Source organism: Chryseobacterium camelliae, from assembly GCF_002770595.1.
In the GTDB taxonomy this organism is placed as follows: domain Bacteria; phylum Bacteroidota; class Bacteroidia; order Flavobacteriales; family Weeksellaceae; genus Chryseobacterium; species Chryseobacterium camelliae.
This window is the reverse complement of sequence record NZ_CP022986.1, coordinates 3,596,197-3,611,899: the sequence shown is the minus strand read 5'-3', so window position 1 is coordinate 3,611,899 and position 15,703 is coordinate 3,596,197. Positions and strand designations below refer to the sequence as shown.

At 40.5% G+C, this 15,703-nt stretch carries 11 protein-coding genes; 2 read left to right on the top strand and 9 right to left on the bottom strand.

Translation table 11 applies throughout. From position 1 onward, the window contains the following. Positions 1 to 4: 4 nt before the first annotated feature. The 9 genes from CGB83_RS16700 to CGB83_RS16660 all read right to left on the bottom strand — a co-directional run bounded on the left by CGB83_RS16700 (position 5) and on the right by CGB83_RS16660 (position 12,296). Complete coding sequence (locus CGB83_RS16700) at positions 5 to 3,004, bottom strand: T9SS type A sorting domain-containing protein (RefSeq protein ID WP_100076830.1); 3,000 nt, start codon at positions 3,002 to 3,004, stop codon at positions 5 to 7. Between the two features lie 126 nt (positions 3,005 to 3,130). Next, positions 3,131 to 3,592, bottom strand: coding sequence for a regulatory protein RecX (locus tag CGB83_RS16695; protein ID WP_172954719.1), 462 nt, complete (start codon positions 3,590 to 3,592; stop codon positions 3,131 to 3,133). A gap of 59 nt (positions 3,593 to 3,651) precedes the next feature. After that, complete coding sequence (gene glyA, locus CGB83_RS16690) at positions 3,652 to 4,917, bottom strand: serine hydroxymethyltransferase (protein ID WP_100076829.1); 1,266 nt, start codon at positions 4,915 to 4,917, stop codon at positions 3,652 to 3,654. A gap of 105 nt (positions 4,918 to 5,022) precedes the next feature. Beyond that, positions 5,023 to 5,928, bottom strand: a complete 906-nt coding sequence (locus CGB83_RS16685; RefSeq protein ID WP_100076828.1) for an NAD(P)/FAD-dependent oxidoreductase — start codon at positions 5,926 to 5,928, stop codon at positions 5,023 to 5,025. Positions 5,929 to 6,108: 180 nt separating this feature from the next. Then, positions 6,109 to 7,626 carry a glycosyltransferase family 39 protein gene (locus tag CGB83_RS16680; protein ID WP_100076827.1) on the bottom strand — a complete coding sequence of 506 codons (1,518 nt, stop codon included), beginning with the start codon at positions 7,624 to 7,626 and terminating at the stop codon, positions 6,109 to 6,111. Between the two features lie 137 nt (positions 7,627 to 7,763). Next, positions 7,764 to 8,957 (bottom strand): efflux RND transporter periplasmic adaptor subunit, encoded by a 1,194-nt coding sequence (locus CGB83_RS16675; protein ID WP_100076826.1) that lies wholly within the window; start codon positions 8,955 to 8,957, stop codon positions 7,764 to 7,766. Between the two features lie 39 nt (positions 8,958 to 8,996). Further along, positions 8,997 to 10,268: an ABC transporter permease gene (locus CGB83_RS16670; RefSeq protein ID WP_172954718.1), complete on the bottom strand. Its 1,272-nt coding sequence runs from the start codon at positions 10,266 to 10,268 to the stop codon at positions 8,997 to 8,999. A gap of 26 nt (positions 10,269 to 10,294) precedes the next feature. Further along, positions 10,295 to 11,524 carry an ABC transporter permease gene (locus CGB83_RS16665; RefSeq protein WP_100076825.1) on the bottom strand — a complete coding sequence of 410 codons (1,230 nt, stop codon included), beginning with the start codon at positions 11,522 to 11,524 and terminating at the stop codon, positions 10,295 to 10,297. A gap of 82 nt (positions 11,525 to 11,606) precedes the next feature. Continuing rightward, a complete protein-coding gene (locus CGB83_RS16660; protein WP_100076824.1) occupies positions 11,607 to 12,296 on the bottom strand; it encodes an ABC transporter ATP-binding protein in 690 nt (229 codons plus the stop codon). A gap of 421 nt (positions 12,297 to 12,717) precedes the next feature. On the opposite strand from CGB83_RS16660, the gene CGB83_RS16655 reads away from it, so the two are divergent. Next, the gene (locus tag CGB83_RS16655; RefSeq protein WP_100076823.1) at positions 12,718 to 13,692 is read left to right on the top strand and encodes a ribonucleotide-diphosphate reductase subunit beta; all 975 of its coding nucleotides are present in this window, start codon (positions 12,718 to 12,720) and stop codon (positions 13,690 to 13,692) included. Between the two features lie 209 nt (positions 13,693 to 13,901). After that, complete coding sequence (locus tag CGB83_RS16650) at positions 13,902 to 15,578, top strand: ribonucleoside-diphosphate reductase subunit alpha (protein ID WP_228419973.1); 1,677 nt, start codon at positions 13,902 to 13,904, stop codon at positions 15,576 to 15,578. The last annotated feature ends 125 nt before the right edge of the window (positions 15,579 to 15,703 follow it).

Sequence of the window (15,703 nt, the reverse complement as noted above, 5' to 3'; positions counted from 1 at the left end):
ATTTTTATTTAATTATTTTTCTGCTGTATTCTTTACCTTCAGAAATAGCTTTTACAATATAGGCACCATTAGTATTCAGTCTGAAATTAACGGTCGTTTTATTATTCTTTAGCTGAATAATAATTCTTCCTGACGCATCATATACTTCGACAGACTGAATATTTTTATCGTTTCTCACTACAAATTCTTCCCCGTTTCTGTAGACTTCGAATGCCTCTTTTTTTGAATGATCACTTACAGAAAGTACATTCTGTTCTTTATAAACGATTTCAAACCGGTTTGAAACTTCTCCTGCAGAAGCTGTGAAATGATAATTGTTGTTCTGAAGATTGGTATAGGTATTCAACACTTTATCATGAAGATAAACCGGCTGACCACTGTTGAACAAACCTTCTTTTTTGATCATTGATATCATAAAATCACCACCTTCAAAATGCTTTGCCCCTACAGGCACTACATCGTTAATATTGAAGTTTCCTTTTCCCTGAATAACCAGTCTCTCTGCATCTGCCAATGTGTAAAATGCATCCGAACCTGAAGCAATTGCTTTAGAATCATACTGATCATAATTATGGGAAGCCTGGGACAGATAGGCTACCGCTAACGTATTCTGAGTATTATATGAAGAGCTTAACTGTAACCAGAATTTCCCTTCCGTAACACTAGCCGCAGATTTATTAAAGTATGCTCCCTGACTACCAATTCTCATAGCATTGGTAAAATTCAATGATGTATCCGCAGTATTGGTAGCTTTTACAATAAAGCCCTGACCAATGCTTGCTGTATTTACTGTAGGAACAGTACTGATGTTCGGTGCAGGAACCCAGATCTGAGAGGCCGGATTATAGGTAGCATACCCTACGTTCGTTGTCGTAGATCCACTTTGCGTAGTCACAGAATTGCTTGTATTATCCCAAAAATAGAATGTGTTGGAAATTTTCCCTGAGTTTGCTGTGTAGAATGCGTTAAGATCTAGGTTTGATGCATATGGGTTACCAACCAGGTTAAATCCGTTTCCGGCTACAGATAAGGTAAATGTCTGGTTATCATTTACAGGAGTCCCTGAGAAGGTTAACGATGCATTAGCTGAAGGAGTTTTAATAGAGTACGCTTTACCTGCTACCGCAGTTGTTGAACTTGCGTTAACAAAATAGTCCGTTGCCGTATCGTATTCCGTAATAAATGCAGGTGCAGTAGCTCCATAAATGTTTGACAGGTTCTGAGATAGTACCGGTGAAGACCAGAAGGCATATTTATTCTGGGCACTTGTACCAGATTTATTTACAGTAAATACACCATTTCCTGAATAAACTGATCCAGACGTTTGTATAAAGTTACCTCCATTATTTACAACAATGATTCCGTCGTTTACTGTATTGCCGGTAGTCACTACTTCACCTGAATTAATAGTTAAGGTTTTTGTAGTGCTCACATTTAGAGATTGTGACGAAAAAGATCCTCCTGAATAATCTTCATTGATCACTACAATAGAGGTGTTTATAGGCGAGCCATTAGACCAGCTGCCAGTCCAGGTTGTAGCTGTACCGCATGAAATGCTTACATTATCTACAAATGCTCTACCTGATGTAGTTGCTATTTTTAAAGTTGATCCAAGCGGAATGTTTGAAAAACTTAATGACTTATTTTGAAATGATCCTGAAATAATTGATGTATATGAAACGGTCTGAGTCTGTCCACCAAGAGTGACTTCTATATCTCCTTCTACACTGCTCCAGCCTTTCACACCAAAGGAAACAGTTACATTTCCTGCAATATTGCTTAATACAAGACTTGTCATCGATCCCGAAGAACTTGAGGACCCGAGTCTCACAGCACCACCTGCATTATAAGCAGTATTTGCACTTGTGAAATTAGCATTACCACTCCATGTGGTATTTGATCCACTGGTACTTGAATTACTACCGCTGGTAATACTTGAAAAATCTTCATTAAAACATGCATTGCTTGCTGTAAAATTTTTAACAACATTCAGTGGGTTATAATTACTGTTACCGGGCTGGTTAGCCGTAATATTAACAGAACCTGGCTGCGCAAATGTTAATGTATTTCCTGAAATTGAAGCTATAGAAGTATTTGATGAAGTATATGAAATGGATAATCCCTGATCAGTCTGTGCCGGCAATGTTATAGTTGAGCCATTACCTAAATTTACTGACGTATCCGTAAATCCACTGATACTTTGATTTCCCATTTGTACATCAAAATTAAAAGTTGCAGGGGAAGATGTACCTAAATTATTGGTGGCAGTTATTCCTGTACTGGAAGTACCAACTGCATTTGGAGTTCCACTTATTAACCCTGAAGAGCTCATGCTCAAACCTGAAGGCAAAGAGCCACTTGCAATTGCAAAAGATGATGGATATTCAGTTGCCTGTACCTGATAAGAAAATGCTGCACCTACAGTTATAGTTTGATTACTACCTGTAACAGTTGGAACTGCAGAAGATAAAACTTCTTTAAACAAATATACCGGACTCTGCCCTGAGGCATAACAGGAAAATAAGTTATTATACATCAGTACGTTTCTACTTACATTAGTCTGGCTCGTCATTACAGCAGAACCATTTGAAAATGTAATAGTCCATGTAGTTGAAGTATTCTGTGTTCTTAAATAATTACTGCTGCTGCTTGCTGCATATAAGTAACCTGGATTTACAGGATCATATAATGTCCAAGATCCAGTATTACCTCCTAAGGTAATCTCAAATGCACCAGTATCACCTGTAGAAGCAGCAGGAGTAGTTACAATCTGTAATGCTGAAGTAATATTAACAACCGCTCTGGCTCTGTTATTTGCAGATTGTGAACTTAAAGCATAACCTGATCCTTCAGTATTCCTATTTACTATCAGATATTTGCTTCCAGCATTTAATCCTGAAGCATCTGTAATTAGTTGATAGGTTTTTTGTCCCCAGCTCCATAGTGAGAGCAGCATAAAAGATACGAACAGTATCTTCCTCAGATAGAATAGTTTTGTTTTCATAATCGTATATAATTTCAAAGCAAAAGTATTATTTTTTTGTATCTAAATGCTTCTAAATGAAATTACGATTTTGTTAACTCTACATGATTGCCTACATGTACTATTTAATGCATAATAAAAATAATACTATTCTTCTATGGAGCTGATAATAGCATCATATTCATATCCCTTCCCCATGACATATTTTATTGTTTTGCTTTTTTTCTGATATTCCTGTAAACCTGTATGCTTTGAATAGTAATTGTCATATATTTTTTTGATTGCTGCTCTGTAATCATCTTCATCAATCTCATCAAAACACTTATTGATCAGTTTTTCAGGAACTTGTTTCTGTTTGAGGTTTATCTTTATTTTATTCTTACCCCAATGCTTGATATAAAATTTTCCTCTGATATAACTTCTGGTGAACCGCTCTTCATTAAGGTAGTTCTCTTTCAGCAGGTAAAGGATGATTTCCTCTTTTGCTTCATCAATAAGTAAAAATTCCCTCATCTTCTGTTCCACTTCCGCATGGCAGCGGTCCTGATATACGCAGTAGTTGACCAGTTTCTGTTTTATTTCTTCATACGTAAAATACTTCTTTTCCATAGATAAAAAAAGAATGGACAAAATGCCCATTCTCTGATATTAAAAATTAATATATTTTTTTAGTAATTAAATAAAGCTTTGTCTGCCATCAGTTCGTTCACTTTCTTTCTTACTGAAGACAGGACCTCTTCATTTTTGATGTTATCCACAACTTCCGAAATCAGTTCGGCAATGGTATCCATATCTTTTTCTTTAAGGCCACGAGTAGTAATAGCTGCTGTTCCCAATCTGATTCCTGATGTAGTAAAAGGAGATTTATCATCAAAAGGAACCATATTTTTGTTGCAGGTAATATCTGCCTGTACCAGGGCTTTCTCAGTTTCCTTGCCGTTCACGCCTTTATTTCTCAGATCTACCAGCATCAGGTGATTGTCTGTACCGCCGCTTACGATGTCAAATCCTCTGTCAATCATAGCTTTCGATAATGCCTGAGCATTATCTTTCACCTGCTTGGCATACGTAGCAAACTGAGCATCCAAAGCTTCACCGAAAGCAACTGCTTTTCCAGCGATGACATGCTCCAGAGGGCCTCCCTGGATTCCAGGGAATACTGAACTGTCTAACACCTGACTCATCATTTTGATTTCTCCTTTAGGTGTTTTGTGTCCGTAAGTATTTTCAAAATCTTTTCCCATCATAATCATTCCTCCTCTCGGGCCTCTCAGTGTTTTATGAGTGGTTGTGGTTACTACGTGGCAGTGTTCAAACGGGGAATTCAGCAATCCTTTGGCAACAAGACCTGCAGGATGGGCAATATCCGCCCACAATGTGGCTCCTATTTCATCGGCAACCTCTCTGAACTTGGCATAATCCAGATCTCTTGAGTAAGCAGAGAATCCTGCGATCAGCATCTTAGGCTTTTCTCTCAATGCTACTTCCCTCATCTGGTCATAATCGATAAGGCCTGTTTCCCTGTTTACGCCATACGAAACTACATCATACTGCATCCCTGAAAAATTCACAGCTGAACCGTGGGTAAGATGCCCTCCCATGGAAAGATCCATTCCCATAATTTTATCTCCCGGCTTCAATACCGCAAGGTAAATAGCTGCATTGGCCTGGGATCCGGAATGAGGCTGCACATTCGCATACTCAATCCCGAACAGTTCTTTGGCTCTGTTAATGGCTAATGTTTCGACCTCATCTACTACTTCACATCCTCCGTAATATCTTTTCCCGGGATATCCTTCAGCATATTTGTTGGTAAGTACACTCCCCACTGCTTTCATCACATTTTCAGAAACGAAATTTTCCGAGGCAATCAGTTCCAATCCGTGGGTTTGTCTTTGTCTTTCCTTTTCAATCAGGTCAAAAATAATATCCATTTACTTCTTTATTTTGAATTTTTCACCCCAAATGTACGGAATTTCCGGTAAGCTTCCAGCATCATCAGAGATGATTTTTAACGTTAATTCCCAAATATTTACTGATTAAAAGTCTTCTTCAATCAGTTCTTTATTAACAATGGCCCCGGTCATGTTCCCATGGGCAATGGCTGTGGCTACCGACCTCATCAGCGTTACACTGTCACCACAGGCAAAAATGCCATCCACACTGGTTTTATGAGCAGAATCTATCTTTACCACCCCGTGCTCTGCCAGTTCACAGGCAATAATCCCTGAGACATCCAGATTCTGTTCAATATTGATTTTGGAATACAATGCTTTTAAGGGTACTTTTTTCCCATTTTTAAAAATAAGCTCCTGAATATAGCCGTTTTCATGATGGATTGCTTTGATCCTGTCTTCAACGATCGTAATATTTTTCTCCCTGAATTTCTGCTGCTGTTCGGTAGTCATTTCCGAAGGGCCATTAGTGAACAGGGTCAGTTTTTTGGTCCAGTGATGGATCAACTTTGTAAATTCATAAGCGACATCGCCGGTGGCCAATACTCCGGTAACTTCATCCCGTACTTCGTAACCATGGCAATACGGGCAATGCAGTACTGAAATTCCCCAGCACTCTTCAAATCCGGGAATATCAGGTTTAATATCTTTGATTCCTGTAGCCAGAATGATTTTTCTCGCACTGAAGTTTTCTCCATGTTTGGTTTCCACTTCAAATCTTCCGGCATCCTTTATAATACCGGTAACCAGCCCGTCATAAAATTGTATAGTGTCATATTTAAGCACCTGTTCCTTAGCGGCAGAGCTGATTTCCGCAGGCGTAGTCCCGTCATGAGTCAGAAAATTATGGGACTGCGGGGTCTGGATATTACAAGGCTTGCCATCATCAATAATCAGGGTATTTCTCAGTGATCTGCCGAGGGCCATTCCTGCAGAGAGTCCTGCATAGCTTCCTCCTATAATGATGACATCAAAGTTTTTATTTTCCATAATGATAAATAAATGGTGAATGGTTATGCTGTAACGGCAAAACCTGTTCCTTTATCAGTAAATCTTATGAATTGCAAAGAGAGATACATTCTTGATTACCAATTAATCCGGACTAATAACCACATTCTGATTTCCCGTATTCAATTGTGGATTTCTTTACTCCTCTGATGGAAAAGCTATTTACCAGTCTCCTTTGATCTCATTAATCTCATCCTGAATTCTTTTACGAATATCTATTTTTGAATTTTCAAAACTGAAAATTACTGTCCCTTTTTCTCTAGCAAAAGGATTATCAACAGTACCGGCAATGCGCGAATGTTCAAAATAAGGTCCGGTTTCTTCAAGTTCATGTTCCGGCTTTTCTTTAACCCGGATGACATTTTTAAACCTTTTACTGAGGTCAAACCAATTGATATAGTCCGCATTGAATGACACCGCTTTAATCCCTTCTGTCGTATAATAATTGATGGCTCCCGCCTCTCCGTAATTATCACATATCACTATCGTTCTTCCTGTTTTTGACAGTCCCGCATATTCCTGATCCACCTTTCGGGCCAGCTCTTTCCAACCCTGCATATCGGCAAAATCCTGAGGTAAAGAATGCTCATTTCCATCTTCCCAGCGAAGCAATCCGAACTTTCTGTATAGATCCTGATGAGAAACAATATACCCGGGACTTTTATTTGGAAAGGCTATACTGTACAAAGGAATAAATAAAACCAGAGGAATCATTATACTGACCGGTTTGAAAAACCTGGCCTTCCCCTTATCAAACAGATGACTGAGAAATACCGCACCGAAAGCAATATACACCGGATACAGCCCTATTGCATAATAATCCTTTGCTTTTAAAAATAAAAATATAAGCATCGTAATGATATAGCTCCAGAAGAAAACCCTGAATCTTTTAAAGGGCCTGTACCATAATAATGCTCCCAAACCTGCGATAATGAAAAAAATGCTTCCTATAAAAAACAGCACCTGTGCCTTAAGAAAATTCATTCTGCTGACATGCACCAACTGACTTTCCGAAAGTTCTTTCATATGATGCACAACCGGAAAATTATTCCGGTACTGCCAGAACAGATTAGGGAAAACAATTATCAAAACTAAAAGCGCTGCCCAATATAGATGACGGTTCCTGAATATCTTCCTGTGCTCGGTTAACAGAAATGCAGGGATAAGTCCGAGTACCGAAAAAGCAATATTATATTTGTTCAATATTCCTATCCCAAAAACCACAGCTGCGACATACAGCCATTGTATTTTTTCAGAATTGATGTATTTGATTACTGCATAGTACAAAAACAGCCAGAGAAACACCTCTAGTGATGTAGGCTGAAACAGCATGTTCAGCCGGAGCAGGGCAGAAAATAAAATACCTGTAGAGGCAAGCACCTTAGCAAAAAGATTTCCATTCAGCGCTTCAACGGTTTTCCAGATAAGAGCAATCGTCAATGCACCGAACAGAGCAGGAAAAAACTTAACCCAAAACACATCATTTCCCAGCGTCCTGATGATCCAGGCTAACCATGACGTTACAGGGGGAACAGACAGATATCCCCAGGCAAGATGATTGGCCTGGTCCAAATGCAGGTATTCATCTCTGTGGAGTTCATATTCAGGGCTGATCAATGCGTACTGAAGAATAAACTTTGCGATGATAAAAACAAAAAGAATCCAATAGTCTTTTTTCATGGTATATCATGTAGATTTAAAGATAAGACATTCTGATCCGGCCGGTTGTTACATGCTTATTGTAATATTCTGCACAATGTAAAAAAAATCCCGGAATCATAAATTCCGGGATCAATCTAAATGTATAGAGTCGTTTATTATTTTTTCTTCTCCTTAAGCTCTTCCTTATCTTTATCTGAAGGATTCCACACTTTCACCTCATCATCTTTTGACAGTCCGGAAAGGATTTCAACATTAATACCGTCACTTGCCCCTAAAGTCACGTAAGCTTTTCTGAACTTACCATCTGTCTGCTTCACTTCCACAAAAGGTTTATCTTTTCCTTTCACCTTCTCATACTGAATCAGGGATTCGTCCAAAAGCAGTGCATTTTTACGGGACTTAAGCACAATTTCACCATTGGCGGAGAATCCTGCCCGGATGTATTCGTTGTTAGGATTATACACATCGCCTTCTACCGGAAATTTGATGGTTCCGTTATTATCCTTACCCTTTGGAGCAATCATGGTCAGTTTCCCCGGGAATGTTTTATTCTGCAAGGCACCGATAACAATTTTCATCGGCATACCCTGTTTCAGTTTTCCGGCCTGGGCTTCATCAATTTCTCCCTGGAAGATCAATGAATTAAGATCAGCGATAGAACATATGGTGGTTCCGGCGTTGAAAGAGTTGGCTTCAATAACCTGGCTCCCTACTTTTACCGGAACTTCAAGCACGGTACCCGAAGCTTTTGAACGGATCTGGGTTGTAGCCAGTCCCTGAAGCTCCGGTGTAGCTCCTGTTTTGGCTATCTGCAATCTTTTCTGTGCCGTAACCAACTGCTGATTTGCATTTTTCAGTGCCTGTTGCACAGAATACAGCTGCTGCTGGGAATTCAGGTATTCCTGTTGGGAAATAACGCCCTGGCTATAAAGTTTCTGCTGCATGGCAAACTGCTTCTGCATATTGCTTACGTTCATTTTCGCGTTGCTGATCTGGATCTGGGAAGTCTGTACATCCTGCTGGGCATTGTTCACCTCAGCAAGGTTGGGAACAATCCTCACCGTTGCAATCAGCTGGCCCGCGGTTACTTTATCACCTTCATCCACCAGGATTTTATCAATGATCCCGGCAATATTCGGTTTGATTTCGATCTCTTCTTTTGGAACGATCTTTCCGGTAGCCATCACTTTATCCTCCATATTCTGGATGGTAGCCTTACGGGTAAGGAAGGCTTCCGCCTGCTTGGAATTGGATTTTACAAGATAACTTATCCCTGCAATTAATGCTACTGCCAGTAAAAGTCCCAGCAATATATAAACAGCTTTTTTCCAGGTAAATTTCTTTTTCATATGTACAGTTTACTTTTTAATTAAGCGGTTAATGTTGTATTATTCTGTTCTTAATGCCTCAATAGGCCTGATTTTTACGGCCCGCTGAGCCGGAATCATCCCGATGACCAAACCTAAAACTACCATGACAGCCATGGCTGCGAACACATTGGAATAATTAACGGTTGGGTTATAAAAAGGGAAGTCATCCTGGTTCTGGGTCAGTATATTTAGAATGATCAGGGTGAAAATCCCGAAAATAAAGCCGAGCAGCCCCGAAGACAAAGTAATGACCACACTTTCAAGGAGGATCTGATTCCTTACCTCAGCTGGCTTGGCTCCCAATGCTCTCCGGATCCCGATTTCTTTGGTTCTCTCCTTTACCGTGATGAGCAGGATATTGGAAATCGCAATGACTCCGGCAAGGATGGTTAAAGTTCCTACGATAATCGTCAGCAGCTGCATGCCGGAAAGGAAGCCAGTCAGCTTTTTAAACTCTTTTCCCAGGTTAAAGCTCCCGAAAGCATTGGTATCGTCAGGCGATACTTTATTTTTAGCTTTCAGTTCACGCTTGACGCGTTCTTCCACTTCATTTACATTGGCGTTGGGCTTGCTTACTATCGCAAACATATCTATTTTATCAGCAGCATTGTACATTTTCGTGTAGGTAGAAAGCGGAATGAAGACCGTCTGGTCATTTTCAAAGCCTCCTCCTTTCTTAATCCTGAACACACCGATCACATTGAAGAAAATCCCTTTGATATTGATGGATTGCCCCAATGGGTTTTCTTTCTTTTTAGCATCAAAAAAATTCTTGTATACTTCTTCCCCTATTACAGCTACATTTTTATTCTCCGAAACATCGGCATCATTGATATACCTTCCGAAAATAAGCTTCTTCTCTGAAATTTTATTTCCTACCGGATAATCACCCGTTAAAGAATAGGTAGCACTTTTACCATTCTTAGACATGGATTCACCAGGCGTTCCGGTAAAGCTTCCCCTTGAATTTTGTGGGGAAATATAATCGATTTCAGGAACCTTTCTTTTGAGCATATCCATATCCGGCAGCTGCAGGTTTACTTTCCTTCCTTTCGGAAAACCGTCATAAGGAATGGAAGTATTCTGGGCCCACAGGAATATGGAGTTGGTGGCAAATCCGGAAAACAGTTTATCAAAACCATTCTCCATCCCTTTTGCAGCACCAAGCAGGCTTACATACAGAAACATCCCCCAACCTACACCGATCATGGTAAGGAATGTCCGGAGTTTATTATTCCGTAATGAATAATAAATTTCCTGCCAGGTATCTTTTTTAAATAAAATATTCACTGTAGTGCCGTATGAGTTATTATTTTTTATTCTGTTCTTAAAGCTTCTATCGGTTTGATCCTTGAGGCCCGGTATGCCGGCACGAATCCTGCAATAAGCCCGGAAAAAATCAAAGCAATAAAAGCCATCAGGATGGTTCCCCAGCCTACCGCCGGTTCCCTGATGAAATATTCTTCTAAGTTGTTCCCGATCAGTTTCAGAGCCAGCACGCCGAGTGCTACCCCGACAATCCCTGAAACCACCGTAATAACCACACTTTCCTGTACAATCAGCGCCACGATGCTTCCCGGTTTGGCTCCGATCGCTTTTCTCACCCCGATTTCCTTGGTCCTCTCCTTCACGATATACACCATGATGTTACTGATACCGATTATCCCCGCCAGCAGTGTACCCATCCCGATAAACCCTACGATAGCCGTCAGCACAGCCATAAAAGTAAAGGTATCATTCATGTTCTGGGCATTGTTCCAGACCCTGACTCCGTTTTCATCATCAGGCGCAACATTTTTCCTTGATTTCAGGCGTTCTTTCAGTTCATCCCCGTATTTGATGGCCTGCTGAGGAGTAAGATGCTCATCATAGGCAATATATACCATATTTACCGTATCAGAACCTTTCTTCATCTGCTGCAAAGTAGTTATGGGGACCGTAATATGCCTTTCATCCCAGTCTCCTCCATCATCAGAAAACACACCCACTACCCTGAACATCGTTCCGTTGATGTTTAAATCCTTTCCTACCGGGCTTCCGTTTTTAATGAGGTCACGCTGCACCATCCTCCCGATAACAGCAACATTCTGCTTCCGTTCTATATCAATAGGTGACAGATAACGGCCTTCCAGGATTTTCCTGTTTTCAATAAACTGCTCCTGAGGATCTGCGCCGTTCACCTGGTACGTACCGCTTTCCTTTCCGTATTTTACCATAAGGCTGGACGTATATCTCGGTGTGGAATAACCCACCTTTTTCTTATCGGTATCCACCAGGAAATCATAGTCATCATTATTCATGGTTACCGTTCTGTCCGACTGCAGTCCGTTATAAGCGATTGTAGTTTTCCCGGTAAAAATGGAAATGAGGTTTTGCGCATCCCGTGTAAATCCCTGGGTAAATGCATTCTGAAGCCCCGTTCCGATCCCGAAAAGAACAATGAAGATAAACAGCCCCAGCGCCACGGTAAAGCCCGAAAGTACCGTCCGCAATACGTTACTGCGAATAGAACTGAATATTTCCTGCCAACGGTCTAGGTCAAACATGTTATTTATAATTTAATATTGAAAAATTTAAAGATTGAAAGATTAAAATTTCAATAGGTCATATTTAAAATTTAAATACCGATCACAATACGTGCTGTACAATAAATTCATCACTTTCTATAATACCGTCCTTTAAGACTACATTGCGTTTGGTTTGCGCGGCAACATCGGGTTCATGGGTTACTACAATGATGGTTTTACCTTCATTATTGATGTCCTGAAGAAGCTTCATGATATCGTGGGTAGTTTTGGAATCCAATGCACCGGTCGGTTCATCCGCAAGCACCACTTTAGGATCAGTAATCAGCGCACGGGCAATGGCCACCCTTTGTTTTTGTCCACCCGAAAGTTCATTGGGCAAGTGGTTGGCCCATTGTGCCAGTCCTACCTTTTCAAGGTATTCCATTGCTTTCTGGTTCCGTTCTTTTCGGGGAATATTCTGGTAATATAGCGGAAGGGCAACATTATCCAGGGCGGTCTTATAGCCGATCAGGTTAAAAGACTGAAAAATGAATCCTAAAAACCGGCTTCTGTATTCGGCCGCTTTCACTTCAGATAAATGCTCAATCGGGACATTATCCAACTCATATACCCCTGAATCTTTTTCATCCAGGATACCGATGATGTTCAGAAGCGTTGACTTTCCTGATCCGGAACTCCCCATGATGGAAACAAACTCGCCTTCGGAAATCGTAAGATTGATTCCTTTCAGCACATGGAGCTTGCTCTTTCCGGTGTCATATGATTTATGTAAATCTTCGATTACTAACATGAAGTGGTTATATCTTTATGCCTAATAAGTAGAAGCAACCCGGGATTTGTTACAAGAACCTGTTTTTATTGTAATAAATCATCGTTTAATATATTACATACTGATTTACATACAATTAAAAAAAAGTGTTTAACTATAATCCTGCAATTTCACACCTTTTTACAAGGCAACTCCTCCAAAAACCAATAGGGAAGGAAGTTTCCGGCAAATGTGGAAAACTTTTACGGTTAAAACTCAATGATTTAGTATTTGCCTCTTTTAAAATCAGTTCTTTTTTTAGAACTTTGTGGTTATAGATAACTAAGGATAAAGCGGCACCGTAAGAGAAGGGCAAAACCCTGCAAACAACGGTTAATCAGCCAATTGAATTTTCTCAACTTCATCCAAAGTGTCCTGATTATAAATTTTAAAGACGTTTAGTATGGGAGTTTTTGATAAAAGAGTAAGTTATAAACCATTTGAATACCCTGAAGTACTTCAGTTTGTGGAAGCGATCAACAAATCCTTCTGGGTGCATTCGGAAGTGGACTTCACGGCGGATGTTCAGGATTTTCATTCACAGCTGGAGCCTCATGAAAAACATGCTGTAAAAAATGCCCTTCTGGCCATTGCACAGATTGAGGTATCCGTAAAAACCTTCTGGGGCAACCTGTACAATCACCTTCCGAAGCCTGAATTCAATGGACTGGGAGCCACATTTGCAGAATGTGAGTTCCGTCATTCGGAAGCCTATTCGCGTCTTGTAGAAGTCTTGGGTTACAATGAAGAATTCACAAATGTCATTGAAATCCCTGCGGTAAAAAAGAGGATCGATTTCCTTTCCAATGTTTTGAAACATGCGAATTCAGCCACTCCCAAAGAATATGTATCGTCACTGTTATTATTCAGCATCCTGATCGAAAACGTATCCCTTTTCTCCCAGTTTGCCATCATTCTTTCCTTTACCCGTTTCAAAGGGTACATGAAAAATGTTTCCAATATCATCGCCTGGACTTCCATTGATGAGCAGATTCATGCCAATGCAGGAATTTTCCTCATCAATAAAATCCGTGAAGAACAACCGGAACTCTTAACCGATTCTGATATCGAAGATATTTACACCCTGGTAGACCAGTCGGTAGAACTCGAAGGGGAAATCCTGGACTGGATTTTCGAACTGGGTGAACTGAGCGTATTCTCCAGAGAAGACCTTCTGAACTTTATGAAGTACCGTGTTGACGACAGCCTGAAGAAAATCAATATGGAACCACGTTACAACATTTCTCCTGAACAATACCGTCCGATGGTATGGTTCGAAGAAGAGGTTTTTGCCAATTCCATGGATGATTTCTTTGCCAAAAGGCCGGTGGATTATACCAAACACGATAAGAGTATTACCGCGAACGATCTTTTTTAAGGACTGGTCGTTTGGTAAAGGCGCGAGCGAAGCGAGCGTCAAAGCAGCCTGAATCTCAGCCGTCATGTTATGTAATGCTTTACATCATGGGGGCAGCAAAAGATCTGATGAACAGTTTCCGGATGTTAAAAGTACATTCTGAAAACAGAATTTCGAAATTACTACAATATACCTAATAACAATTCCTGAGTATTAAACATGCTCAGGAATTGGAAAATATAACAGCTATGGAAGAACAACACACAAATATATGGTGGCTTAATGAAGAGTCTGAGCAGATGCTCAACAGAGGCTACCTCCTGAAAGGTGAAACAGTGGAAGGTGCTATCGACAGGATTACCACTGCCGCTGCCAAAAAATTATACAAACCGGAGCTTCAGCCGGCGTTTAAAGAAATGATCACTAAAGGATGGATCAGTTTCTCGTCTCCGGTGTGGGCCAATATGGGAACCCAGAGAGGACTTCCCATTTCATGTTTCAATGTTCATATTCCGGACAGTATTGAAGGCATTACCCATAAGATGGGTGAGGTCATCATGCAGACCAAAATCGGGGGCGGAACTTCAGGATATTTCGGAGAACTGCGTAACCGGGGTACTGCTGTAACAGATAACGGAAAATCTTCAGGAGCCGTATCTTTTATGAAGCTTTTCGATACGGCCATGGATGTAGTATCCCAGGGCGGTGTACGAAGAGGTGCGTTTGCCGCTTATCTTGACATCGATCACGGAGATATCGAAGAATTCCTTTCCATTAAAGATATCGGTAGCCCGATCCAGAACTTATTTACCGGTGTCTGTGTTCCGGATTACTGGATGCAGGATATGATAGACGGAGATATGGAGAAACGTAAAGTATGGGCAAGGGTTCTGGAAAGCCGTCAGCAGAAAGGACTTCCTTATATTTTCTTTACCGATAACGTTAACAGAAACAAGCCTCAGGTATATAAAGATTTAGGATTACCGGTAAACGCCAGTAACCTGTGTTCAGAAATCATGCTGCCTTCCACCAGGGAAGAATCGTTCATCTGCTGTTTATCTTCCATGAATCTAGAACTGTATGATGAGTGGAAAGATACCGATGCAGTAAAACTAGCCGTGTATTTCCTTGATGCTGTTTTATCTGAATTCATAGACAAAACAGAGGGTAACTATTATCTTCAGGGAGCAAGAAATTTTGCTATGCGCCACCGTGCACTTGGTTTAGGCGCATTGGGATACCATTCTTATCTTCAAAAGAATATGATCCCTTTTGAAAGCTTTGAGGCAACACAGTTCAATGCAAGAGCATTCAGGCATATTAAGGAGCAGGCAGAACAGGCTTCAAGAGAACTGGCCAATATCTACGGTGAACCGGAATTGCTGAAAGGATACGGATTGAGAAATACTACTACCATGGCTATTGCTCCTACCACTTCAAGCTCGGCTATTCTTGGGCAGACTTCTCCGGGAATCGAGCCTTTTGCTTCCAACTATTATAAAGCCGGTCTTGCAAAAGGAAACTTTATGCGTAAGAATAAATACCTGGCAAAATTGCTGGAGCAAAAAGGACTGGATAATGAGGAAACATGGAGAACCATCATGCTTAACCACGGTTCCGTGCAGCACCTGAAAGAACTTTCTGAAGAAGAGAAAGCCGTCTTCAAGACATTCAAGGAAATCTCTCCTATGGAGATCATTTCTCAGGCTGCACAGAGACAGCAGTATATTGACCAGGCGCAATCACTTAACCTTCAGATTCCTTCAACCATGCCGGTAAAAGATGTTAATTACCTGTATATTGAAGCCTGGAAAAAAGGTGTAAAAACTTTGTATTACCAAAGAAGTTCTTCGGTATCTAAAGAACTGATGGTTAATTTCGTAAGCTGTTCCAGCTGTGAAGCTTAATAAGATTTAGATTTCATTATTATATCGAAACCCGGGATTCAAATCCCGGGTTTTTGTTTGATCAATAATTCCTGATCAGGTTCAACGCTGACAATTTCCCGTACTGCATTAGCATAGGAATGGCT

Excerpts from the sequence above, each read along its gene's own strand:
- CGB83_RS16685 (WP_100076828.1), bottom strand. The coding sequence starts at position 5,928 with ATGGAAAATAAAAACTTTGATGTCATCATTATAGGAGGAAGCTATGCA.
- CGB83_RS16665 (WP_100076825.1), bottom strand. The coding sequence starts at position 11,524 with ATGTTTGACCTAGACCGTTGGCAGGAAATATTCAGTTCTATTCGCAGT.
- CGB83_RS16695 (WP_172954719.1), bottom strand. The coding sequence starts at position 3,592 with ATGGAAAAGAAGTATTTTACGTATGAAGAAATAAAACAGAAACTGGTC.
- CGB83_RS16675 (WP_100076826.1), bottom strand. The coding sequence starts at position 8,957 with ATGAAAAAGAAATTTACCTGGAAAAAAGCTGTTTATATATTGCTGGGA.
- CGB83_RS16660 (WP_100076824.1), bottom strand. The coding sequence starts at position 12,296 with ATGTTAGTAATCGAAGATTTACATAAATCATATGACACCGGAAAGAGC.
- glyA (WP_100076829.1), bottom strand. The coding sequence starts at position 4,917 with ATGGATATTATTTTTGACCTGATTGAAAAGGAAAGACAAAGACAAACC.
- CGB83_RS16680 (WP_100076827.1), bottom strand. The coding sequence starts at position 7,626 with ATGAAAAAAGACTATTGGATTCTTTTTGTTTTTATCATCGCAAAGTTT.
- CGB83_RS16655 (WP_100076823.1), top strand. The coding sequence starts at position 12,718 with ATGGGAGTTTTTGATAAAAGAGTAAGTTATAAACCATTTGAATACCCT.
- CGB83_RS16700 (WP_100076830.1), bottom strand. The coding sequence starts at position 3,004 with ATGAAAACAAAACTATTCTATCTGAGGAAGATACTGTTCGTATCTTTT.